Source organism: Streptomyces sp. NPDC043427, from assembly GCF_056436655.1.
Map to the genome: position 1 here is coordinate 61,990 of NZ_JBWKCC010000043.1, position 24,120 is coordinate 86,109.

A 24,120-nucleotide genomic window follows, 5' to 3' on the forward strand; every position below is an offset into this window, starting at 1 on the left:
CAGAACCCCACTCTTCGCACCGATCCATCCCGGAGTGACCCATGCCCAACCCCGCCAGCCGTCCGCCGCTCGCAGGGGCCATACATCTGGACCCCAACTTCACCGTCGGCGAGGTGAACCCGCGGCTGTTCGGATCCTTCGTCGAGCACCTGGGCCGCTGCGTCTACACCGGCGTCTTCGAGCCGGACCACCCCAGTGCCGACGAGGACGGGCTGCGCACGGACGTCCTGGCCCTGATCCGGGAACTGGGCGTCACCATGGTCCGCTACCCGGGGGGCAACTTCGTCTCCGGTTACCGCTGGGAAGACGGAGTCGGCCCGGTGGAGCAGCGGCCCCGCCGGCTCGACGGCGCGTGGCGGACCGTCGAGACGAACCGGTTCGGGCTGAACGAGTTCATGCGCTTCGCGGCCAAGGCCGACGTCGAGCCGATGCAGGCCGTGAACCTCGGCACCCGCGGCCTGCAGGAGGCACTCGACCTCCTGGAGTACACCAACCACCCCGCCGGCACAGCCTTCTCCGAGCTGCGCCGCACGCACGGCGTGGACAAGCCGCACGGCATCCGGTTGTGGTGCCTGGGCAACGAGATGGACGGCCCCTGGCAGCTCGGCCACAAGAGCGCCGACGAATACGGCCGCCTCGCCGCCGTCACCGCCAAGGCCATGCGCGATGTCGACCCCGGTCTGGAACTGGTCGCCTGCGGAAGCTCCAACCGCTCCATGCCGACCTTCGGCAGCTGGGAGGCGACGGTCCTGGAGCACACCTACGACCTCGTCGACTTCATCTCCTGCCACGCCTACTACGAGGAGAGCGACGGCGACGTCGACAGCTTCCTCGCCTCGGCCGCCGACATGGAGGCCTTCATCGACGGGGTGGTCGCCACCGCCGACCACATCGGGGCCAAGCGCCACTCCGGCAAGCGGATCAACCTCTCCTTCGACGAGTGGAACGTCTGGTACCAGAGCCGGCCGGTCAACAACACCGACACCCCGGACTGGAGCGTGGCCCCGCGCCAGCTCGAGGACGTCTACACCGTCACCGACGCCGTCGTGGTCGGCAGCCTGCTGATCACCCTGCTGCGCCACTGCGACCGCGTCACCGCGGCCTGCCTGGCCCAGCTGGTGAACGTCATCGCCCCCATCATGACCGAGCCCGGGGGTCCGGCCTGGCGGCAGACCATCTTCCACCCCTTCGCCGACGCGGCCCGACACGGTGGCGGCCAGGTGCTCCGGCTCGCCCTGGACAGTCCCGTCCACGACACCGCCCGCTACGGCGAGGTGCCCCTGCTGCACGCGACCGCCGTCCAGCAGGAGGACGGGACGCTCACCGTCTTCGCCGTCAACCGGGACACCACGAGGCCGCTCGAACTCACCGCCGACCTACGGGCGTTCAACCCGGTGGCCGGGCAGGTGACGCACACCGCCCTGGCCGACCCCGACCGCCACGCGGCCAACACGCTCCAGCATCAGGACCGCGTGACGCCGAAGCCGGTGACCGGCACCGTCACGGGCGGCGGACGGCTGAGCGCCCTGCTGCCGCCGATGTCCTGGAACACCATCACCATCCCGCTCGCCCCCTGAGCGGCCCCAGGATCCCACCGCTCGACCCGCACCCCCGCACCATCCCCGGACCTCAACGGAGAGGCGACACCATGCCCGACACCACATGGCACCGCACACCGCCACCGCGCACCCGATGGCGGACCACCCTCGTCACGCTCCTGACCCTGCTCGGCGGCCTCGCCGCCCTGCTTGTCCCCGCCACGCAGGCACACGCGGCCTCGGTGACGTTCACGACGGGCGCCGACCGGACCGACCAGAACGGCAACGCGCTCCAGCTGCACGGCCTGGGCATCATCAAGGTGGGCAACACCTGGTACGGCTTCGGCGAGGACAAGACCGGCAGGGCATCGGGGGACACGTCCTTCCAGGACATTCCGTGCTACACCTCGACCGACCTGGCGAACTGGACCTACCAGCGTCAGGCCCTGTCCCTGCAGGCCAGCGGTGACCTGGGACCCAGCCGCATCGTGGAGCGGCCGAAGGTCATCTACAACGCGTCGACCAGCACGTACGTGATGTACATGCACATCGACAGCACCAACTACGCCGAGGCCAGGGTCGGTGTGGCCACCAGCAGCACCCCGTGCGGCCCGTACACCTATCGGGGCAGCTTCCGGCCGATGGGCAACCTCAGCCGTGACATCGGCCTGTTCCAGGACACCGACGGCACCGGCTATCTGCTGAGCGAGGACCGCAACAACGGCCTGCGCATCTACAAGCTCTCCGCCGACTACCTCTCCGTCGACAGCGCGGTGGCGGTGCTGGGCAGCAGCGGCAGCAACAGCGTCGAGTCGCCCGCCATGGTGAAGATCAACGGCATGTACTACGTCTTCGGCTCCCACCTGACCGGCTGGAGCCTGAACGACAACATCTACGCCACCGCCACCTCGCTGAGCGGCCCCTGGTCGGCGTTCCGCAACTTCGCCGCCCCCGGCACCCGCACCTACGGCAGCCAGACGGCGAACGTCATCACCGTCCAGGGCACCTCCGGCACCACCTACATCTACGCCGGTGACCGCTGGGACACCTCCAACCTGGGCGCCTCGAAGCTGATCTGGCTGCCGCTGACCATCAGGGGCACGACGGTCAACCTGGGCCAGTACCCGACCTGGTCCCTCGACGTGGACGCGGGCACGTGGACGGCCGGCAGCGGGATCCCGTCGGAGGGGGTCCACACGCTGAAGAACGTCGGCAGCTCGATGCTGATGGACGTCTCCAGCGGCTCCACCGCGACCGGCGCCAAGATCATCCAGTGGCCGTCCAACGGCAGTACGAACCAGCAGTGGACCCTCACGCGGGTGGCGGACAACATCTACACACTCAAGAGCGTGAAGAGCGGGTTGTGCCTGGACGTCCCGAGCAAGTCGACCACCGCCGGCGTTCAGTTGCACCAGTGGACCTGCAACGGCGGGACGAACCAGCAGTGGTTCCTCGACCTGGTCGGCAGCTACACCGGCAGCAATTACATGCTGGTCGGCGTCGGCAGCGGCCTGCACATCGGCGTCGCGGGCTCGACCGCCCAGGGAGCGGCGGTGGACCAGGAACTCGGCGGAAGCGCGAGCACCAACAGCGAGACCTGGACCTTTTCCTGACCGCGTGCCCCGGCGGCCCGCCACCGAGCGGGCCGCCGGGGCACTGGTCGCCGCCATGGGCACGGCGTCCATCCGCACCAGCGGCAGTCTTTCCGCCGCGGGCACCGCTCGAGGACCGCAGGTGCCTGCTCGCGGAAGGTGTGGACAGCCGACGTCGGACAGCCCGAACATCGGCATCTCGGCCACGGTCCGCAGGTCTTCGCGGCCCCCACGACCATGTTCCGGGGCAGCGTTCCCTACGCAGCCTGGCCAATACATCCCATGCGTAAGACAATAAGAAGATTTTTCTGCCCCGGCTCTGGACATCACCTCGGCGATCCTTGTTAATCCATCCCATGTCTTCGTTGGCTGTCGCAGCAGGGGCATGGGAGGGAACCGAGGAATGGTGCGTGTGACGACCCAACGAGGCAGCAGGTGCTCACCAGTGCGGCAACCGGTGACCCCAGTGCCAACATACAAGCCGTTCCCATGGCCGACGGTAACGGAGGCACGGCACCCGTCATCCCTCGACTGCAAGCGCTCCGCCGCCAGTGTCCCGGTCCTGCGGGCCCTCCCTGGTCATCTGCACATCGCCGATCGACGCTGCCGCACCAAACCAGCGCGACCCGCCGTCAAGCCCAGCGCGCCAGCCATCAGACAACGGAGTAGGGATACATGGACCTGCCGCAATCCCCCCTGAACCGTCGCCACCTGCTCACCGCCGCCGCCCTGGCCGTCGGCGCCACGGCACTGCCCGGTCTCATGTTCGCCAAGTCGGCCGCCGCGGCCGCCCCACCCCAGGTCACCCTTCCCGACCGTGGCATATGGGACAACGCCACCGCCTCGACATGGACCCACGGGTTCCTGAGCGGCAACGGCGAGTACGGCGCCACGTACTACGGGGCACCGACCCTCGAAAAGGTGATCTTCAACCACCACCGGTTCGTCCTCCCCAACGGCACCCGGAGCGTCATGCCCCCGGACCTCACGGGCCGGCTCGAAGCATCCCGGGACAAGGCACTGGCCGGTGACTACGCCGGGGCGGCCTCGACGTTCGCCAACGGCTGGAGCCTCCGGTGGACGCAGACCTTCCACCCCGGCTACGAGCTGCAGTTGAGCACGCCGGGCATGACGACGGTCAACGACTTCGCCCGGATCACGGACTTCCGCACCGGCGAAGTCACCCACACCTGGACCGACACCTACGGCACCTGGAAACGCCACGTCTTCGTCTCACGCGCCGACCAGGTCATCGTCCACGAGCTACTGCCTGCCACCGGCCGCACCGTCGACACCACCCTCAGCGTCAACACCGCCCTCGACGGTGTCCCGACCAGCGTCTCCTTCTCCACCACCGCCACGGTCTCGGGCGGCAACGGCTACCTGAACCTGCGCGGCACCTACCCTGCCGGGCAGGGCGCGTACGGCTACGAGGGCGTCACCCGGGTCGTCGTCTCCGGCACCAACGCCTCGGTCACCGCCAGCGGGCAGACCCTCGTCGTCGCCAAGGCCACCAAGGTGCTGCTGCTGACCAAGCTCGGCCGGTACGAGACCTCCACCGGCTGGAACTCCCAGCCACTGCAGACCGTCCTCGCCGGCCTGACCGCCGACTACGCCACCCTCCTGGGCCGCCACGCCGCGCTGCACCAGAAGATGTACGACCGCTCCAGCATCGACCTGAACGTCCCCACCGCCGACCGCCAACTGTCCACCAGCGAGCTGATCACCCGTCAGAACGGCAACACCTCCGCCCTCGACCTGGCATTGCTGGAACGGATGTACGACTCCGGCCGCTACCTTTTCGTCAGCTCCAGCGGCGTCCTGCCACCGCGCCTGACCGGCATCTGGACCGGCACCTGGTCCGGTAGCTGGGCTGACGACTTCACCACCGACGCCAACATCAACCTTCAGGTCGCCGGCGGCAACATCCTCGACCTCGGCGACGCCATGCAGGGCTACTTCGACCTGGTTCTCGGCCAGCTGGCGGACTGGCGTACGAACGCCACCAGGCTCTACGGTGCCCGCGGCTTCCTCGCTCCTTCGCGCACCGACGGTGAGTACGGGCACATGCTGCACTTCGACAGCGGCAGCTTCCCGGGCCAGGCCTGGACCGGCGGCGCCGACTGGATGCTCTACCCACTACTGGAGCACTACGAGATCACCGGCGATGCCGACTTCCTGAAGAACAAGCTCGGTCCGGCACTGATGGAACTGGCCCTGTTCTACGAGGACTTCCTCACCAGGACGGACCAGAACGGCAAGGCCGTCTTCGTCCCCTCCTTCTCCATGGAGAACACGCCGACCAGCACCGGCCAGAGCTTCTCCATCAACGCAACCGGCGACATCATGGCGGGCAAGCACGCCCTGCAGGCCGCCATCGACGCGGCCGACAAGCTCGGCCTCGAGCAGGGCAGCGGCCAGGGCGTGGAACGCTGGACCACCCTGCTGGACAAGCTGCCCGACTACACGATCAACGCCGGCGGCGCCCTGGCCGAGTGGTCGTGGCCGGGCCTGACCGACCGCTACAACCACCGCCACGCGCAGCACCTGTACGGCGCCTGGCCACTGCACGAGATCAACCCCGAGGACGAGCCCGACCTCGTCCGCTACGGCAGCCGGGCCCTGGACCTGCGCGGCGACCAGAACTACTCGGCCCACGGCAGCCTGCACCGGGCTCTTGCCCGCGCCCGGCTCAAGGACGCCCCCGGTGTCTACAGCAACCTGCTGAAGATCATGGGCAGGAACATGACGTTCCGGTCGCTGATGACCTCGCACAACCCGAACCTGGACATCTACAACGCCGATGCCGCCAACGCGATCCCGGCCGTGCTCGCCGAAGCGCTCGTCTACACCCGTCCCGGAGTCCTGGAGATCCTCCCCGCCCTGCCGGACCAGTTGACGAAGGGCACCATCAAGGGGGTCCGCGGCCGGGGCCGTGTCACCGTCAAGTCCCTGGTCTGGGACACCGCGGCCCGTACCGCCACCGCCACCGTCGTCTCGGACGTCAACCAGGACGTCACCTTCATCTGCCGGCGCGGCATCACGTCCATCGGCACCAGCGCAACCGTCACCACTTCCCCTCTCGGCAACCACGCCCGGGTCGTGTCGCTGACCGCCGGAACGAGCACCACGATCACCATCGGCCTGCTGACCGGCCCCTTCAGGCTGGTCAACCGCAAGAGCGGCAAGGTCATGGACGTTTCCGGCAACTCCACTGCCAACGGCGGCGCGGTCGTCCAGTACACCTCGTCGAGTGGCGCCAACCAGCAGTGGAAGCTGCTGCCCGACTACGACGGCTCCTTCCGCCTGTCCAACGTCAACAGCGGCAAGGTGCTCGACAACCCCGGCGGCTCCAGCAGCTCCGGCACGGCCCTCGACCAGTGGTCGGACACCAACAGCAACAATCAGTGGTGGAAGCTCGTCCCAGCAGCCACGAGCGGCTACTACCGCCTCGTGAACGTCAAGAGCGGCCTGTGCGCGGACGTGGAGAACGGATCCACCGCCGACAGCGCCAAGGTCATCCAGTGGCCCTCCAACGGCGGCGCCAACCAGGAATGGCAGCCCGTCTGGGTCTGACGACCGCAGGCATGGCACGCGCCGGGGGCGCCCTGACGGTGACTGTGCTGACGCCGACCGGGCTTGCTGCGTGCAGGGGTGGGCTCCTCCTTGTAGGAGGAGCCCACTTCATGGGATGTGGTGAGGCGTTATTCCGTGCGCAGGCCCGCTGGGCGCATCATGCGCAGGAGCGGCGGCAGGCTGAGCAGCGTGACCATGCCGACCACGGCCGCGCCCACGCCGGTCATGGTGAGCACGCTCGCCCAGTCCATGGTCACCGGTGTACGGGTCATCTTCAGCAGTGCTGCGCCGAGGGTGACGCCCACCGTCGTGGCCAGTACGAGACCGAGTCCGACCGGGAGGGCTGTCTGCCACAGGACGGACAGGCTGAGTGTGCGGCGCCGGGTGCCGAAGGCGACGAGCGCGGAGAGCAGCTTCTTGCGTTCGCGCAGCTGTTCCAGCTGGGAGACCAGCAGGCTCGCTCCGATCAGTGCCAGCACGAAGGCGGAGCCGACGAACAGGCCGGTGCGGATGGAGGTGTACTTGACGTCCTCCTGGGTGGCCGACCAGCTGTAGGTTTGTGCCAGGGGGTCGATGCCGGCGACGACGTTGCGTACGTACTCCCGTGAGTCCGGCACCGACGGGTCCAGACGCAGGTAGACCCCGTCTGAGAACACCGCCGGCGCGGCCTTGTGGGGCAGGGCGGCGGGGGTGACCAGCAGACTGGTGTCGTCCTGCAGTGAGTCCTTGCGCGCGTTCACCTCCCGAACGTTCGCCGGAACGGTCCAGGGCACCTCGAGGCCGCGTTCGGCGCCGTCGTACGACGGGTCGATGTAGAGCTGCCGACCGGGCTTCACCAGGGCGATTTCGGCTGCGTTGCTGGGGTCCGAGTAGCCGCTCCGCGTTCGCGTGATGAACACGTCACCGTCGTTGCAGGAGGGCAAGGTGGCGAGTTCGCGCAGGGCGGCACAGTTACCCACGGTCAGGCCGTTGGTGTTCTCCGGGTCGCGACGTGAGTCCCCGTACTGGGAGCGGGCCAGGGCCACCGCGGCCCGGACACCCTTGGTGCCGGTGAATTCGCGCTCGATGCCGGACAGCGGCTTGGGGCCGCTGAAGGCGACCTGCATCTGGACCCGGCTGGGGTCCTTGCCGGTGTTCTCGGTGTACTGGCTCTGCGTTCCCGTGAAGAGCATCTGCAGCGCGATGGCCCCGGCCACCGCCACGGCGATGCCGTTGACCATGCGGGCAGCAGTGCCGCTGCTCAGCTGCAGCCGTCGCACGGCCAGCTGCCAGGACAGCGGGCCCTTGCCGAGCCGGACGACGACCGTCTCCACGACCCAGGGCAGCAGGGCGGTGATGCCGATCAGCAACATCAGGACGCCGCCGATGACGAGATACTGGTTGAAGTCGCCGTTCTTGCGGCCTTGGCCGATCATCGGGTAGAGCATCCCGAGGCCGGCCACAGTCGGCAGCAGCCGCCACCACAGCCGGCGGCGGCGCTGCTTGGCCGCGCGCACGACACCGAGGGGTTCGACGACCACGCCGCGCATCGCGAGCAGCGTGACCAGTACCGCGGCGACCGGCACCGCCACCGCGACCAGCGCGGCAAGCGCGGGAGTGGGGTCGAGGTAGCTGGGCCAGACGCTCACGCCCATCAACTCGCCGGTACCCAGCTTCTGGCGGCCGAGCAAGAAGAAGCCGGTGCCCACGGCCAGGCCGAGCAGAGCTCCGGCCAGCGCCTCGCCCGCCGCGATCCGCCGCGTCATCCCCCGGTCGGAGCCGACCAGGCGCAGCGCGGCCAAGCGGCGGTCGCGGCGTTCGCCGCCGAAGCGGACGGCGGCGGCGATGAACACGGCGACCGGCGTCAGCAGTGCCACGAACACGACCAGGACCATGAGCACCAGCACCGGGTCGGTCTTCTCGGGCGGCGTGTCCGGTTTGCCGAACTCGGTCAGCCGCGTCACCAGGGAGGTCACCGAGAGCTTCAACCCCGAGGCGCCCGCGTAGTAAGCCAGTTCGTGCGAGCCGATCAGCCCGCTCTCGCCGATCGTTCCGGTGATCTTGTACGGCAGGCGCTCCCGCAGCAGTTTCGCGTCGTCCGAGTCCAGCAGGTCCTTGAGCGCGGGGGAGACCACCATCTCGCCCTTGCCCGGGAAGCGGTCGACCCCCGGGGGCAGCGGAGCCCGCCTGCCCTCGGGTTCGACGAGCCGGCCCTGGATGTCGTCGTCGTGCCAGGTGGTGTCGGCGTCGGCGATCAGGAGAGTGTTGTCGGCCTTGGGCGGGACCTTTTGGGAGTACACGTTGGCGTAGCGGGCGTCCTCCACCTTGCTGCGGGAGGCGAACACGTTGGGCATCGCGGTGCACAACAGGAGCAGGGCCACGCCGAGGCCGACGCCGACCGCTGTCAGCGTCATTCGGACCCAGCCCTCGCGGCCGCCGGTGACGGCGAACCGGGCTCCCATGGCCAGGTCTCTGGACCAGTGGCGCGGACTCATATGGCGCGCTCCATGTCCCGGGACTTGCCGTCGCGTACGACGATCTCGCGGTCGGAGTAGGCGGCCACCCGTGTCTCGTGGGTGACGAGGACGACGGCGGCGTTGGTGGAGCGGGCCGCGTCGGTGAGCAGTTCCATCACACGCTCGCCGTTGTAGGAGTCGAGCGCGCCGGTCGGTTCGTCGGCGAACAGCACCCGGGGGCCGGTGACCAGCGCGCGTGCCACGGCGACGCGCTGGCCCTGGCCGCCGGAGACCTCGCCGGGCCGCTTGCCCTTCAGGTCGTCGACCTCCAGGCGTTCCATCCAGCCGAGCGCCGCCCGCTCGGCTTCCTTGCGGGAGGTGCCGTTCAGCCTGAGCGGCAGGGCGACGTTCTCCACGCAGGTCAGTTCCGGCACGAGCTGCCCGAACTGGAACACGAAGCCGAACTCGGAGCGGCGCAGCGCGCTGCGCTGGGCGTCGCTCATCGTCGTCACTTCACGCCCGGTGTAGGTGATCGACCCGGAGTCGGGCGGCAGGATGCCCGCGAGGCAGTGCAGCAGCGTCGACTTGCCGGAGCCGGAGGGGCCCATGACGGCGACGACCTCGCCGGGGTGGATGGAGAACTCGGCGCCGTCGAGGGCGTGGGTGTGCCCGTAGGTCTTGCGCAGGTCCTGCGCGGTGAGCAGGGAACCGGGGGGAGAAGTCGTCATCGGGCCACAGCCTCACGGAGTTTGTCGAGTCGGGCGGCGGTCAGCTCCAGCCAGCGCAGGTCCGCCTCCAGGTGAAAGAGGGCGTGGTCGCAGATCAGCTGGTCCGCCAGATCGCCCTTGCGCTTGCGGTCGGTCAGGATGCGCATGCTGCGCAGGTGCTCGGAGCGTTGGGTGTCCAGGATGTCGGCGGCGTCCCGGTGGGTGAGCAGCGCGAGGACGACTTTGGTGTAGAGGGCCGACTGGAGGTACTCCTCCGGCTTCTGCGGGGTCGCGAGCCACTGCTCTACGTCGGTGATGCCGGCGTCGGTGATCGCGTAGCGCTTGCGCTCCGGGCCGCCGCCGGTCTCGACCCCGTCGACCTCGACGAGGCCGTTCTTCAGCAGCCGGGACATCGTCGAGTAGACCTGGCCGTAGTGCAGCGGCCGGTCGTGACCGAACTTCTCGTCGAAGGCCCGCTTCAGGTCGTAACCGTGTCGCGGGCCGGACTCCAGGAGCCCCAAAAGGGTGTGACCGATGGACATGAGCACACTCTACACGCTGTGTATACACCGCATGTATACGCTGAGTGTGTAGCTCATGGCGGGGCGTACGGCCGTGCAGGTGAGGGAGGGGAAGCCTCCGCCTGTCACGATTCTGGAACGGGCCGATCCCGAACCGCCCGGCCATGGCAGGGCGCGAGCAGACCGACCGGCACCCGCTGGTCGGCAACAACTCCCGCTGGGCCAACTTCGCCGCCCGCAGGGCCCGTTCGGGGCGGCATGACAAGCGGGTGCTGCTGGGCGAAGCGGCGCACACCGCGCACTTCTCCGTCGGGCCCGGCGCCCACGTGCTGCTCGCCCTCGCCTCCCTCGCCGCCGACAACGCCGTGTCCGAGTGCGAGATCAATCCCCTTGTCTCCTGCCCGACGGGGACGTCGTCGCGCTCGACGTCGTACTGCTCCTGCGTGGCCCCCGGGATCAAGGAGGTCGATCGCCGTACCTGACCGACTCGGCGACTTCGACCACCAGGCACTGGGGCGGGAGGTCGCCCAAGCCACGCCGAGCGTACGGCTGCTGCTCGGAGACCGGGTGGCCTCGCCCGGCGCGAGTCGTCCGCCGCCCAGGGATTGCCGTTCGCCACGGTCGTGTGCGCGGCGATCGACAGGGCGGGATCGGGGAGCTGTCGTCATTCCCCTTCGCAGACGCCCTCGACAGCGAACTTCTGGTACAGGTGCGGGTAGGCGACGGTGCCGGCAGGGTAGCGCTCCAGGTGCGAGGCGAACTCCGGTGTGCCGAGCGCTGCACGAAGGTGCTCGGTGGATTTCCAGACCGCGACGTTGGTGAAGAGCCGGCTGCCGCCTATGCCCCGTACAGCTGCGCCGCTGAAGAGCCTGCGTGCCGGCGTCAGCGTGCCGGCCGTGCGAACCGCGGCTCTGGCCGTCACCGCCCAGGCCGACCACGACCCCGACAGCGCCCGGGCACTCGTCCGCATCGGCGAAGACCGCTACGCCGGCTTCAACAGGCTGCTGGAGCCTGCGGGCGTCCGGATCAGCGAAGACGAGTTCACCCTGCTGTACGGGCCCGTCCTCGCCCGGCTCTTCCTCGACCGCGGCCAGGTCACCGACGACTTCATCGACGCCGTCGTGGCCCAGTGGCTCACCATGCTGCAGCGTGCCGACGTACCGCGGGACTCCCGGGAGTAGTCACCGAAAGAGCGGACTCGTTGAGCGAGGCCCTGCACCGGTACGAAGCCACTGGTACGAAGCTTTCGAAGGTGCGGGCGCCAGCCCGGCGGTTGGCTTCATGGAAGCTTCATGCGCTGAGTGGCACGTGTGGGACCTGCGCTACCGCGCGGGCGACCTGCCGCAGCCCCTCCCGGGACGGCCGCCGTGGCCCCTGCCGTTCCAGCTCGGCCGGGACGCGGCCGGTGAAATCGTCGCCACCGGCGAGAACGTCACCAGGTGGCGCCCCGGCGACAGGGCGGTGCAGCTCCCGCACCCGCCGTGCCGCATGTGCGCCCTGTGCGTACGCGGCCTCGAAAACCTGTGCGTCGACACCGCCTACCCCGGACACCAGGTCTTCGGCGGATACGCCCAGTACGTCGTGCGCCGCCAGGACGCCATCCTGCCCATCCCCGACGGCGTCGACTTCGAGACAGCCGCAGCCACCATGTGGACCTGCACCACCCCGCTCAACTGTGCGCGCCAAGCACCCGTCGGCCCCGGCGACACGGTGGTCATCACCGGCGCCAGCGGCGGGATGGCGATCGCCTGCGCACAACTGGCGAAGCTGAGCGGAGCCACCGTCATCGGCACCACCACCAAGCCGGACCGCGACGAAGCACTCAGCAAGCTCGGCTACGACCACATCGTGCGCTCCACCGATCCCCGACTGCCGGCACAGGTCAGGGACCTGAGGCACGGTCTGGGCGCCGACGCCGTCTGGGACTGTGTCGGCGGCAACGACTTCTTCCAGCTCTCCCTCTCCTGCATACGGCTCGGCGGCACGGTCATCGTCCTGGGCACACCGACCGGCCAGGGATCCCGCCTCGAGCTGGACGCACTCGCCCTCATCGGCCAACAGGTGAGGATCGCCAGCGTGCGCGGCGCGACCCTGCGCGACCAGCAGCTGTGCCTGGAACTGCTGGCAGACAAAAAGATCACCCCGGTCATCGGCCGCGCCTACCCCCTGGCACAGGCGGCCGAAGCCCACACATACCTGCAAAGCCAACGACAGACCGGCAAAGTACTCCTCCTGCCCTGACACCCCGGGCATCGGCGAACGAGGCTCAGACTCGGCCGGCACCCGGCACCGGAGCCCGGCCGTCGCCTCGTCGATGTGCACCACGCACAAATCCGCCATCGGAACCCCGGACTCGTGCCCATGGAGTCTTCGCGCTGTCGGGCGTTGGATTCAAGACACTCCCACCAGTTCGCTTCCGGACCTCGTCCCGTCCGGCCGGCCCACGAGAGTGAGAAGCCTGCGATGACCCGGCCCGCCACGTCCCACGCCGACGGCCACACCCACTCACCGTCCGTCCCCCTCCTGCCGGTACCAGCTCTGGCCCGGCTCCTGGCGGACCACTACGGCATCACGATGACCGAACAGCAGTGGCTCGGCGGGGAGGTGGACCAGAACCACAAAGTCGTGGACGGGTCCGGTCGTCCGCACTTCGTGCGCGTCACCCGCACCGAACCCGACTCGGCCGATCTCCGGTGGCAGAACGCCCTGTTGCTGCACCTCGCTGAGACGGCGCCCGCACTTCCGGTCCCGCGGCTCGTGCCGACGAAGTCGGGCCGGCTCCAGACCGACGTCGAGCACGAGGGACAGTCGTACGTGATCCGGGTGATGACCTGGATGCCCGGCCGCGTGATGGCGGACATCGACCACCACCCGGCCGGCCTGCTGCGGGAACTCGGCGTGATGGCCGGCCGGCTGAGCCTGGGACTGTCCGGCATGGAAGGGCAGGACGGCCTGACCGCACACGACTGGGACATGCGCCGCGCGTCCGAAATAGTCGACAGCGCACTGCCCTTCGTCGAAGACGGTGACGACGCCGCCCATGTGCGGCGGATCATGTCCTGGTACCACCGCATCAGGCCCGCTCTCGCCACGCTGCCGCACAGCGTGGTCCATCAGGATCTCAACGACGCCAACATCCTCGCCGACACCGATGAGACCGGCACGCCGCACATCAGTGGCATCGTCGACGTCGGGGATGCCATGCACAGTGTGCGGGCCACTGAGCTGGCGATCGCCGCCGGGTACGCGATGGTGCGCAAGGACGACCCGCTCGCGGCGGCCGCGGAGGTGGTGGCCGGTTTCCAGACCGTACTGCCGCTGACAGCGGAGGAAATAGCGGTCGTCTATCCGCTGGCCGCAGCTCGCCTGTGCATGAACGCGGTCACCTGGAACCGGCGTGTCGCCGAGTCTGGATCCGACTACGGGCGTACCCGCATGAGGCACACGTGGCCGACCATCCGCCAACTCGCGCAGATACCGCCCGAGCTCGCCGAAGCGGTGTTCCGTGCCGCCTGCTCCCTGCCGGCGGCCGAGGCGTCCCCCTGCGCCGAAGCACTCGGGGACGCCTTCGCCGGGCTCTTCGCCGACGCCGTGCACATCGACGCAGGACCGGCCGGCGACCTCTTCGACGAACTCGACTGGCACGACCGTGACGCCGTACGGGCCGTCGTGGACGCCCGGCGGGACGGCCGGCCGGGCATCCTGGGCCACCTTGAACCCTCGCTGTTGTGGGCGGCGCAACGCGCTCCGGGCCGCCACGAGCCCGCTACCGTCCGCGTCGGCACGACCGTACTGCTGGCAGCGGGTGCCGAGGTCCCTGCCCCGAGCCATGGTGTCGTCGAAGCGGTGTGCACGGACGAACGGCCGCTGGTGATGCGCCACGACGTCGAGGACTCCACGATGTACACCGTCTGGTGGCACATCGACAGCACCCACCGCCGCGGTGACACCGTCAAGGCGGGAGAGACCGTCGGCACCGTGCGCCACGGTGACGTCGAGCCCGGTCTGGGAGCCGGCGTGCAGATCCAGGTGCTGAACTCGGCACAACTCGCCGCCTGGCCCCCGCCCCGCCGCATCGCCCCGTCCCAGCGGGCCGCCTGGCGCCGGCTCGCGCCGGACCCCACGCCCGGCCTCGGCCGGACACCGCAGACGGAACTGAGGGTCGACGACGTGCTCGCCATCCGGTCCCGCCGCATCGCCCGCTCGCAGCGCAACTACTACACGCGACCGATGAACCTCGTCCGCGGACGCGATGTGTGGTTCTACGACGAGGACGGCCTGGGCTACCTCGACTCGCTGAACAACGTCACGCACGTGGGCCACGCCGAGCCCCGGGTCACCGCGGCGGCGCTGCGCCAGATGCGCAGGCTCAATACCAACAGCCGGTTCGTCTATCCACAGATCGCCACCTACGCGGAGAAGCTGACCGCCACTCTGCCCGACTCCCTGGAGGTCGTCTTCCTGGTCTGTTCGGGCAGTGAGGCGAACGACCTCGCCCTGCGCATCGCCCGCCAGGTGACAGGCCGCCGGCACGTGGTCAACATCGACGGCGCCTACCACGGCAACACCGGTGTCGTCACCGGCATCAGCCCCAACCGGTACAAGGGACCTGGCGGCCAGGGAGCCCCGCCCACCACGCACGAGGTGGCCATCCCCGACCGCTACCGCGGCGCCTACGGGTACGACGACCGTGACGCCGGAACGAAATACGCGCGCGACGCGGCCCGAGTGATCGAACGTATCGACGCCGACGGGCGGCGCCCCGCCGCGTTCATCGCCGAGTCGCTGATGGGGTCGGCGGGCAACATCGTGTTCCCCGACGGCTACCTGGCCGGGGCGTTCGCCGCCGCCAGGCGGGCAGGGGCCTTGTGCATCTCCGACGAGGTGCAGGTCGGCGTGGGACGTCTGGGGCCCTGGTGGGGCTTCGAACTGCAGGGGGTCGTCCCGGACATCGTGACGATGGGCAAGCCGCTGGGCAACGGCCATCCACTGGCCGCCGTGGTGACCACCCGGGAGATCGCCGACGCCTTCGACACCGGCATGAAGTACTTCAACACCTTCGGCGGCAACCCGGTGTCCTGTGCCATCGGCGAAGCGGTACTGGACATCGTCGAGGGCGACGGGTTGCGGGCGCACGCCACGGAGGTCGGGGACTACTTCGCACGAAGTCTGCGACAGCTCCAGGAACAACAGCCGCTCATCGGTGACGTCCGTGCCAAGGGGCTGTACCTCGGTGTGGAACTCGTCCGGGACGGCGACACCAAGGAGCCGGCGACCTCGGAGGCATTCCGGGTCACCGAGCTGATGAAAGAGCGGGGCGTCGTCGTCTTCCCGAACGGCGTGCACGACAACGTCCTCAAGATCAAGCCGCCCATGACCTTCCGGCGCGACCACGCCGACCTCTACGTCGAGGCGCTCGGGGAGGTCCTGTCCCTGCCCGAACTCTCCCGTCCGTAGCACGCCTGGCACCACGTTCCCAGCTGGGGGAGTGCCGGGTACAAGCCCTCGTACTGGATGTACTTGGGCTTGTGCCTGGTGCGCCGAGAGGGCGCGCCGGGCGTCGTGACAGGGCGAACGTTGCCTGTCGCGGCACTGGGCATGGCGGCCGACGAGGACTCGCTCGCCCATCCACACCCGCTTCATCCGTCGCGAACCCTGGGCGTCCTGGGCAACCTAAATGGTGGAACTTCCCGCTGGTCATGGCAAACGGAAGATCCCCCGGCGCCCTCGCGTCGAGCGAGCAGACCGCCGGCTCACGGCTCAGCTTGCCGAACTCGCCCCTTACGTCTTCCCCGAGAGCGGCCAGCGCCGGAACCCTGTTCCCAGTCCGATCACGCCTGTGTCCCTCCCAGCCATCGGCCGTCCGCTGCCCCCGAATGGCTGCCCTGGCGCGGGCTCTCATGTCGTGTCGCCTACACCTGTGATGCCGCGAACAGGCGCAGGGCCCGTGCATTCCGGCCCGTGCCGGAGCATGCCGAGGCGCGCGGTGAACAGGCGGGTCAGGTGCCGGACGCTGACCTCCGGCGAGGGCCAAGGGGTGTGAGATCTTCGGCCCAAGTGACCGGTATACGGCCCATCAGGTCCCCCACCAGCCGCGCGCCAGCCTCGCCGCGAGCACGACCGACTTGAGGGCACTTGAGCCCGTGGCCACGTTCTGCAGGAACTGGACGGGAACTGCCACTGCGGTCGCCCCCAGCTGTTGAGTCAACCCAGGCGCCCCTTCCTCCGCATCGTCCCGACAGACGGCTTCGGTCGGTGGCTTTGTCCACGAGAATGGGCAGCAGATGTACGGCACTTTGGGAGGCACCCCGCCGCACACAGAAATCGAACTGTCCAGCAGACACGACAGCGGCCAGCACCATCCCGGCTTCTTGTGTGTTGGGGGGTTCCCGGCGGTGGGGGCGTCGTTGAATTACTCGCGGATCTGGGCGTTCACTGGGGGATGTGCATTGCCGTTGTCAGCGCCCAGGCCGACGAGCAGGCGCAGTCCGTCCTCGGCTGGGCTGCCGGGGGCCGCGGACAGCACCAGTAGCTCGATGCCTGATTCGTCCGGCAGCGCGAAGTTCTCCTGGTGCAGTTCCAGCAGTCCGACCAGGGGGTGCCGGTACGCCTTGCGTCCATGTGTGCGGGCGCGCACGTCCGCGCGGGCCCAGAGGCGGCGGAAGCGTTCACTGCCCATCGCCAGCTCGCCGATGAGTGAGGCCAGGCGGGGATCCTCGGGGTATTTGCCTGCGGCCAGGCGCAGGTGCCCGACCACGTCGAGGGTGCAGTTCTCCCAGTCCGCGTACAGGCCGCGCTCGGCTTCCTCAAGGAAGATGTGCCGGGCGGTGTTCAGGCCCGGCATCGGGCGGCCGTAGAGGAGTCCGGCGAGGCGGTTCCCGGCGAGTACGTCCAGCCGGTGGTTCATGATCAGCGCGGGTGCGTCGGCTACCAGGTCCAGGACGCGCAGCAGCTCCGGTCGGACCCGCCCGCTCGGTGCCTTCGCGCGGTGGCGGCGCTGCCGGGCGAGCCGGTAGAGGTGCCCGCGTTCGGTCTCGTCGAGGCCGAGGACGCGGGCGAGGGCGTCGAGGACCTGCTCGGAGGGCTGGGTCGCGCGGCCCTGCTCCAGGCGTACGTAGTAGTCGACGCTGACTCCGGACAGGTGCGCGACCTCTTCGCGGCGCAACCCTTCGACCCGGCGGCGGCTGTCGGTGGGGATGCCGGCGGCCGCCGGGTCGACCCGGGAACGCCGGGTCCGCAGGAAGCCCGCAAGATCGTCCATGTGCCCAGTATGGCCTCGGCGGGGGCCCGTGAGGGTGGTCCTGCCATTACCAGGAAGTCCCGTCCGATGGATGAGGAGCCCCTGAACACCGGGCGGCGCGGCGCCCAGGATCGGAGGCATCCGATCCGAAGGAGTTCCCATGAAGACGCTGATCGTCTACGCCCACCCGGAGCCGAAGTCGCTCAACGGCTCGCTGAAGGATCTCGCGGTGTCCACGCTGTTGAACGCCGGGCACGAGGTACGGGTGAGCGATCTGTACGCGATGAACTGGAAGGCGGTCGTGGACGCCGCGGACTACGGCCCCGAGGCCTCACGTCCGCTGAAGGTCGCCCTGGACTCGGGCCGGGCCTTCGACTCCGGGACGCTCACCGCGGACGTCCTCGCCGAGCAGGAGAAGCTGCTGTGGGCCGACACGATCATCTTCCAGTTCCCGCTGTGGTGGTACACGATGCCCGCGATCCTCAAGGGCTGGGTGGACCGGGTGTTCACCTACCGCTTCGCTTACGGCGTCGGCGAGCACAGCGACACCAAGTACGGCGAGCGCTTCGGCGAAGGCACCCTCGCGGGCAGGAGGGCTCTGCTGTCGGTGACCGCCGGCGGGCCGGAGTCGCATTACGCCGCTCGCGGGATCAACGGCCCCATCGACGATCTGCTGTTCCCGATCCAGCACGGCATCCTCTACTACCCGGGCATTGAGGTGCTGCCGCCGTTCGTGGTGTACGGCGCTGACCGGATGACCGGCGAGGACTATTCGGACGTCGCCAAGGCCTGGGAACAGCGCCTGCTCACCCTGGAGTCGACCGAGCCGATCACATTCCGGCGGCAGAACTTCGGCGACTACGAGATCCCCTCGCTGCACCTGAAGGAGGGACTGGAACCGGCGGGCCGCACGGGTTTCGGGCTGCACGTGCGCGGCTGACCGCCAGCGATGGAACAGGACGAGCTGAGGCGCGGACCCGAGAGCAGTCCGAGGGCCGTGGTGGCAGTGGCGGCCAGCTACCTGCTCTCGGCCACGGGCCACCCCCGCTCCACAGCTGAACCGGAGCCGGCCTCGAGCCGCACCCGACAGGCAGTCACGTCCGTCACCGCAAATCGGGCTGCGCCGCCCTCCTTCGGGACGGTGCACCCCTGCGCCTTCAGTTCGGAGACCGGCGTGACGGCTCCCGTCCCTGGACACAAGCGCGCTTACGGGCGGGCCCGTCGGGTGCAGACAGCGTGCTGCTCATTCTCGTGAACATCGAACAGTCGCCGATCGAGGTGCCTCCGGAAGCGGTGTACATCTGCTGTCCATTCTCGTGGACAAAGCCAGGTCGGCGCATTCGGATGAGCGGCGACCAGTTCGCCTCACCGCTCGGTAGGGCGAAGGCCGACACGGCGTCCCCTTGGCCTGGAACGGCCCGGGGCCTTCTGCGAACGCTCCGCAGAAGGCCCCGGCGGTGCCACGTCACCGTGGTCTCAGCGCAGGCGGTCCTTGGCCTTGTAGTAGGCACCGCCGAACGGCAGGAACCAGGCGGTGCCGTTGTAGAAGGGGACGGGGACCTTGGGGAAGCCGAGGCCGCGCAGCGGGTTGGCCTCCGGCTTGCCGTCCATCATCTCCGCGACGGCGCGGCCCATGTAGGTGGCCATCTGGACGCCGTGGCCGCAGTAACCCATGGAGTAGTACAGGCCGTTGGCCTCGCCCGCGTGGGGCAGACGGTCCCAGGAGAAGCCGACCATGCCGCCCCACACGTAGTCGACGCGGACGCCCGCCACTTGCGGGAAGATCTCTGCCATCTCCCGCTTGAGGATGTCTCCGCTCTTGACGTCGGAGGCCGGGTCGGAGGGCGCGAAGCGGGCCCGGCCGCCGAAGGCCAGACGGTTGTCGGGAGTGAGGCGGATGTAGTGGCCGATGTTCTTCGAGTCGACCACCAGACGGCCGTTGGCGATGAGCTCCTTGGCGCGCGCCTCACCCAGCGGCTCGGTGACGATGATGAAGCTGCCGACGTTGATCAGCCGCTTGCGGAACCACGGCAGCGCCTTGTCCGTGTAGGCGTCGGTGGCCGCCATGACCTGCTTGGCACGGATGCTGCCATTGAGGGTCTCGACCTGGAAACCGCCGCCGGGCAGACGGCTGAGGCCGGTGGCGGCGTTCCGCTCGTGGATCTCCGCGCCGGCCCGTTCGGCGGCCTCCGCCATGCCGTGCACGAATTTGCCCACGTGCAGGGCTGCGCCGAGCGGGTCCAGCAGGGCGCCGTGGTAGTAGTCCGAGCCGAGCTCGGCGCGCAGCTCGCTCTTGCTCAGCAACACGGTGTCGTGGCCGAAGTTCTCGGCCAGGTCGCGCTGTTTGGCCCGCATGGCGTCGAAGTGCTGGGGCTTGAAGGCGACACCGAGGCGCCCGGCACGGTGGAAGTCGCAGTCGATCTTCTCCCTGACCGCAAGCTCCTCGACGAGGTCCACAGCGTCGCGGAACGCGTCGTAGATCTCGCGGGCACGCTCCTGCCCGTAGCGCTTGCGGGCCTCGGCCGGGCTGATGGTGATGCCGGGGTTGCAGTGGCTGCCGTTGCGCCCGGAGGCGCCTGAGCCGACCTTGTCCTTCTCGACGAGGACGACCCGGGCGCCCTTGCGGGCGGCGTGGTAGGCGGTGGACAGACCGGTGAGGCCGCCGCCGATGACCACCACGTCCGCCTCGTCCGGCAGGTCCTTTCCGGACCGGTCGGGCAGGGCGGGAGCGGTGTCGAGCCAGTAGGGGATCTGCTTCATGACGTGCGTCCTCTGTGTTCTGTCCTGTGTCGCCGTGTTGTCAGCAGCCGAGCAGCTGCGGCAGGCCCGACAGGTCGGGCAGCTCGTCGTAGGGCTGGTAGTCGGCGCTGCCGAGGCGGCCGCTGCGGTTGATCCACACCCGGCGCTTCAGGCCGAGGTCGCGGGTCGGAATGTGGTCGTACTCCCAGCCCTGGGCGGTGTGGGTGACCTGGGACGGCTCGACGCCCATGATCTTGAACGCGTACTCGAACGCCTGCAGATCCGGCTTGTACGCACCCGCCTGCTGGGCCGTGATGACGTAATCCCACTCCACGCCCATGTTCTCGACGTTCCGGGCGATCAGGTTGTCGTCGCTGTTGGAGATGATGGCAATCTCATACTTGCTCTTCAGCGCGCGCAGGGCATCCGGAACCTCCGGGTGCGGGCCGAAAGTGGGGACGGCCTCGACGAGCGCGTCACCGTCCGACCTGCGGTACTCCAGACCGTGCAGACGCATGGCCATCCGAAGGCTGGAGCGCAGGACCTCGTGAAAGGGGCGGTACGCCTCCAGGACGGCCTGGAAGCGCATGACGCGGAAGTCGTCGAGGAACTCGTCGACGTCCAGGTTGTCCAGGTCCAGCCGGTCGGCCAGGACCTTGAGAGTGGTGGGGCCGAGCTGGAAGTCGACCAGGGTGCCGTAAGCGTCGAAGGTGACGATCTCTCGCATGCTGTTCAGCCTCGATTCGTGGGTCTCGCTGTGTGGGTCGTTCTGTCACGGTGATGCCGTAGTGGCCCTCCAGGAGTCGTGCCAGGCTTCTCACTCTCATGGGTCGGCTGGACGGCACGAGGTCCGGAAGTGAACTGTGGGGGAGTGTCTTGAATCCAACGCTCGGCAGCGCGCACAGTCCATGGGCACGAGTCCGGGGTTCCGACGGCGGATTTGTGCACGGTGCACATCGGGGAGGGGACGGTCGGAGCCGGTTCCGGGTGCTTCTCGAGTCTGATCCCGTCCGATCCCGTTCGCCGATGACCGCGGTACCGAAGCTGATCGGCCAGCCCCGGTCCGGAAGGCATCGGTGGGGCCGGAATGGACGCGGCTACGGGACACCCTGGCTTTCCAGGGGTGAAGTGCTGACAGTGCAGCAAGCACCGACAGGCAGCGCCCCTCAATGGACTGGTGACACGCCTTGACCGCACTAGAATGTGCATGCGTACATATGTCGCCCATTTGCGTACGAACAGGCTTCCTGTCGTGACGCATGGCTCGCATGTTCAGGGATAGCTCATGGCGCCATCAACCATGTGACACCGATCAGAGGACGCATGCAGACTTCAGAGGGACACGGCCCAGGGCGGCACGCTGAGGCAGTCCGTTCGATCGCCAGGACGCTCCTCGCCGAGCGCCTGGACGAGCTGGCCACGAGGGCCCAGGCCCGCCTGGACCAACAGGAGCAGGCGTACGCGGACATGCCGGTGGACCCGGCCGTGAAGCTCGCCGGTATGCGCAGGACCCTCGAACTGGCGCTGACTCGGCTCTCCGGCGGCCCCATCCCCCCGGGCGTGGCGCGAGCAACCGCCGACGTGGGCCGAGACCGGGCCGAGCAGGGCTTCCCCCTCCCGGCGCTGGTGCACTCCTTCCAACTGGACTTCCGCATTCTGTGGGAGGCGATCGTCTCGGAAGGCCGAAGGCAGGGTCTGGCCGACGACCCGGGATTCCTCGATGGTCTGCTGCTGATCTGGGAGGCGACCGATGCCAACAGCGTCGAGGTCGTCGCCTCCTATCACCGCGCGGAACGCGAACTAACCAGCCACCGTCACCAGGTCCGCAGCCGCGCCTTCGAGCGCCTGGTACTCGAAGGCGAGCGGGACACCGCCGTCGTGGCCGACGCCTCGGCCAAGCTCGGCATCCCGGCCGACGCGCCTCTCGTCGTCGTCGTGGCCGAGGGAGTCCCCACCAGCGACCGCGCCCTCATCGACTGCCGCGAGGCACTGCGGCGAGCCAATCTCCCCTATCACTTCGGCTACTTCGGCGACGAACTCCTCGGTGTGGTCAACCGGGGCCGCCGGTCGAGCGGAGCCGTCCACGACCACCTCGAACCGCTGAGCGCCTGGAGGTGTGGCACCGTCGACGTCGACAGTCTGGCGGAAACGCCCCGCGGTGTAAGGCTGGCTCGCGCGGCGATCCGGAGCAGCGCCGGCCCAGGGCTCCGGCCCATCCGGTTCCACTGGATCGGCGCGATCATGTCAGGCAACGAGGAGCTCACCGGCGTCATGGCCCGAGACGTACTCGCGCCACTGATGGAGATGCGCGATCACGACAGCCTGATCGAAACACTGAGTCACTACCTCACGCTCGGCTCCATCGCCGCAGTCGCCGAACGGACGTACCGACACCGCAACACGGTGCGCAACCGCCTCCAGGCCGTCGAGAACGCCACGGGCATGAAGCTGTCCGTCCCCCGCGACGCGGCGCTGCTCGCCATGGCCACGGAATGGATCAGGACCGCCCCGGGGCAGTCTTTCCTCCGCCAGCGCGCAACACAGGAATAACAGCTCGAACCGCTGCGGGCCTTAGGGGTCTCTGAACGGAGATCGCGCATAGGGAACGTCACCGCATAGGGAACGTCACGGTGACGGAGACGGAGTACCGCCTCCCCGTGCAACTCATCAGAGCGGAGAGCCCGAGCGACGGCTCCGCCGGCACCGCAGTAGCCGGGATCCGGTGCCGATCGGTGTTGTACCGGGGAGCTCCTGACGATAGCCATGCCTGGCCAGTCAGCCTTCAACGATCGTCCGGACTCTGAGTACCGCGACTGCTGCGGGAAGCCACGATCTGAATGAGCGGCAGCAGCGGCTGGGGCCGGCCGCCGAGCCCCGGCCGCTGGGGTACGGAGGGGTCCGGGCCGTCGCGTGTGCCGCAGGGGTGAGCGAGACAACGGTACGGAAGGGAGTCTTCGAACTCCTGGGCCGACCCCGTCGCCTCCCTCGTTATCGCGGCCTTCGCGGTAAGAGAAGGCCGCGACGCCTGGCAGGGCAAGGGATGCTGCGCCCCGTCCGCCGCAACGGTTTCGACGCCGGCGCCGGGGCGGGCGACGCATGCGGCTCCCGACCTGGCTGTGACTGCTGCTGCACCTGCCCAGGGCTTCGGCGAGCATGACTGGGCCAGGGGCGGGGTCCCGCCCCTGGCGCCGGCCCGACCGCCGGCACCGGGGCATCGCGTGGCGCAGTGTCAGCCGGTCCGAGGCCCGCCCACCACGCTGTCTCTATGGCCGGCGCAGCGCAGCGTTCAGTACTGCTCGGTCTCCACGAAACCCGCGTCCGCGTCGTCGTCCGCACCGAAAGCGGCGGCGGTGGGGTCGAATCCGGGCGGGCTGTCCTTCAGACCCAGGCCCATGCCGGCCAGCTTCGCCTTGACCTCGTCGATCGACTTCGCACCGAAGTTACGGATGTCCAGGAGGTCCGCCTCGGAGCGTGCCAGGAGCTCGCCCACGGAGTGGACGCCCTCACGCTTCAGGCAGTTGTACGAACGGACGGTGAGCTCGAGCTCCTCGATCGGCAGCGCCAGATCAGCGGCGAGGGCGGCGTCCGTGGGGGACGGACCCATGTCGATGCCCTCGGCGTCGATGTTCAGCTCACGAGCGAGACCGAACAGCTCGACCAGCGTCTTACCGGCGGAGGCCATGGCGTCACGCGGACGCATCGCCTGCTTGGTCTCGACGTCGACGATCAGCTTGTCGAAGTCGGTGCGCTGCTCGACACGAGTCGCCTCGAC

17 protein-coding genes and 2 pseudogenes are annotated in these 24,120 nt (G+C 68.9%); 11 read left to right on the top strand and 8 right to left on the bottom strand.

The annotated features are described in order from the left end of the window. Nucleotides 1-41 precede the first annotated feature (41 nt). The 3 genes from arfA to AC067M_RS42345 all read left to right on the top strand — a co-directional run bounded on the left by arfA (nt 42) and on the right by AC067M_RS42345 (nt 6,706). Nucleotides 42-1,577 (top strand): arabinosylfuranosidase ArfA, encoded by a 1,536-nt coding sequence (gene arfA / locus AC067M_RS42335; protein ID WP_478702326.1) that lies wholly within the window; start codon nt 42-44, stop codon nt 1,575-1,577. Nucleotides 1,578-1,648: 71 nt separating this feature from the next. Further along, nucleotides 1,649-3,151, top strand: a complete 1,503-nt coding sequence (locus AC067M_RS42340) for an RICIN domain-containing protein (protein ID WP_478702327.1) — start codon at nt 1,649-1,651, stop codon at nt 3,149-3,151. A gap of 654 nt (nt 3,152-3,805) precedes the next feature. Next, a complete protein-coding gene (locus AC067M_RS42345; RefSeq protein WP_478702328.1) occupies nt 3,806-6,706 on the top strand; it encodes a glycosyl hydrolase family 95 catalytic domain-containing protein in 2,901 nt (966 codons plus the stop codon). 128 nt (nt 6,707-6,834) lie between these two features. Here AC067M_RS42345 and AC067M_RS42350 read toward each other — a convergent pair whose 3' ends face one another. Genes AC067M_RS42350 through AC067M_RS42360 form a run of 3 tightly spaced genes read right to left on the bottom strand, consistent with a single transcriptional unit; the run spans nt 6,835 to nt 10,390 of the window. Further along, the gene (locus AC067M_RS42350) at nt 6,835-9,180 is read right to left on the bottom strand and encodes an ABC transporter permease (protein ID WP_478702329.1); all 2,346 of its coding nucleotides are present in this window, start codon (nt 9,178-9,180) and stop codon (nt 6,835-6,837) included. Continuing rightward, nucleotides 9,177-9,869 (bottom strand): ABC transporter ATP-binding protein, encoded by a 693-nt coding sequence (locus AC067M_RS42355; protein ID WP_478702330.1) that lies wholly within the window; start codon nt 9,867-9,869, stop codon nt 9,177-9,179. The genes AC067M_RS42350 and AC067M_RS42355 overlap by 4 nt, the downstream gene beginning before the upstream one ends. Next, nucleotides 9,866-10,390 (bottom strand): PadR family transcriptional regulator, encoded by a 525-nt coding sequence (locus AC067M_RS42360; RefSeq protein WP_478702331.1) that lies wholly within the window; start codon nt 10,388-10,390, stop codon nt 9,866-9,868. The genes AC067M_RS42355 and AC067M_RS42360 overlap by 4 nt, the downstream gene beginning before the upstream one ends. 143 nt (nt 10,391-10,533) lie before the next feature. Between AC067M_RS42360 and AC067M_RS42365 the strand changes: the two genes are divergently transcribed. Further along, entirely contained in the window at nt 10,534-10,851 is a 318-nt protein-coding gene (locus AC067M_RS42365) for a hypothetical protein (RefSeq protein ID WP_478702332.1), read from the top strand. Nucleotides 10,852-11,033: 182 nt separating this feature from the next. On the opposite strand, the gene AC067M_RS42370 is transcribed toward AC067M_RS42365, so the two are convergent. Beyond that, nucleotides 11,034-11,291: a hypothetical protein gene (locus tag AC067M_RS42370; RefSeq protein ID WP_478702333.1), complete on the bottom strand. Its 258-nt coding sequence runs from the start codon at nt 11,289-11,291 to the stop codon at nt 11,034-11,036. On the opposite strand from AC067M_RS42370, the gene AC067M_RS42375 reads away from it, so the two are divergent. The 3 genes from AC067M_RS42375 to AC067M_RS42385 all read left to right on the top strand — a co-directional run bounded on the left by AC067M_RS42375 (nt 11,266) and on the right by AC067M_RS42385 (nt 15,826). Beyond that, nucleotides 11,266-11,550, top strand: coding sequence for a hypothetical protein (locus AC067M_RS42375; RefSeq protein WP_478702334.1), 285 nt, complete (start codon nt 11,266-11,268; stop codon nt 11,548-11,550). The genes AC067M_RS42370 and AC067M_RS42375 overlap by 26 nt on opposite strands. Before the next feature lie 100 nt (nt 11,551-11,650). Continuing rightward, the gene (locus AC067M_RS42380) at nt 11,651-12,610 is read left to right on the top strand and encodes an alcohol dehydrogenase catalytic domain-containing protein (RefSeq protein WP_478702335.1); all 960 of its coding nucleotides are present in this window, start codon (nt 11,651-11,653) and stop codon (nt 12,608-12,610) included. Nucleotides 12,611-12,832: 222 nt separating this feature from the next. Beyond that, nucleotides 12,833-15,826, top strand: a complete 2,994-nt coding sequence (locus AC067M_RS42385; protein ID WP_478702336.1) for an aminotransferase class III-fold pyridoxal phosphate-dependent enzyme — start codon at nt 12,833-12,835, stop codon at nt 15,824-15,826. Between the two features lie 955 nt (nt 15,827-16,781). Here the strand turns inward: AC067M_RS42385 and AC067M_RS42390 are convergent. Beyond that, entirely contained in the window at nt 16,782-17,630 is an 849-nt protein-coding gene (locus AC067M_RS42390) for a helix-turn-helix transcriptional regulator (protein ID WP_478702337.1), read from the bottom strand. A gap of 139 nt (nt 17,631-17,769) precedes the next feature. On the opposite strand from AC067M_RS42390, the gene AC067M_RS42395 reads away from it, so the two are divergent. Then, complete coding sequence (locus AC067M_RS42395; RefSeq protein WP_478702338.1) at nt 17,770-18,549, top strand: NAD(P)H-dependent oxidoreductase; 780 nt, start codon at nt 17,770-17,772, stop codon at nt 18,547-18,549. Nucleotides 18,550-19,085: 536 nt separating this feature from the next. Here AC067M_RS42395 and AC067M_RS42400 read toward each other — a convergent pair. Together AC067M_RS42400 and AC067M_RS42405 are read right to left on the bottom strand one after the other, a co-directional pair. After that, nucleotides 19,086-20,369 (bottom strand): NAD(P)/FAD-dependent oxidoreductase, encoded by a 1,284-nt coding sequence (locus AC067M_RS42400; RefSeq protein ID WP_478702339.1) that lies wholly within the window; start codon nt 20,367-20,369, stop codon nt 19,086-19,088. Between the two features lie 40 nt (nt 20,370-20,409). Continuing rightward, the gene (locus tag AC067M_RS42405) at nt 20,410-21,075 is read right to left on the bottom strand and encodes a haloacid dehalogenase type II (RefSeq protein WP_478702340.1); all 666 of its coding nucleotides are present in this window, start codon (nt 21,073-21,075) and stop codon (nt 20,410-20,412) included. A gap of 596 nt (nt 21,076-21,671) precedes the next feature. Between AC067M_RS42405 and AC067M_RS42410 the strand changes: the two genes are divergently transcribed. The 3 genes and pseudogenes from AC067M_RS42410 to AC067M_RS42420 all read left to right on the top strand — a co-directional run. After that, a complete protein-coding gene (locus AC067M_RS42410) occupies nt 21,672-22,898 on the top strand; it encodes a PucR family transcriptional regulator (protein WP_478702341.1) in 1,227 nt (408 codons plus the stop codon). Between the two features lie 238 nt (nt 22,899-23,136). Continuing rightward, a pseudogene (locus AC067M_RS42415) lies at nt 23,137-23,364 on the top strand (hypothetical protein); the annotation flags it as partial. Further along, nucleotides 23,309-23,505 (top strand): annotated as a pseudogene (locus AC067M_RS42420) (cation transporter); the annotation flags it as partial. The pseudogenes AC067M_RS42415 and AC067M_RS42420, both read left to right, overlap by 56 nt. A 129-nt stretch (nt 23,506-23,634) precedes the next feature. On the opposite strand, the gene AC067M_RS42425 reads toward AC067M_RS42420, so the two are convergent. Then, a partial coding sequence (locus AC067M_RS42425; RefSeq protein WP_478702342.1) for a DNA-directed RNA polymerase subunit alpha C-terminal domain-containing protein occupies nt 23,635-24,120 on the bottom strand: 486 nt, incomplete at its 5' end.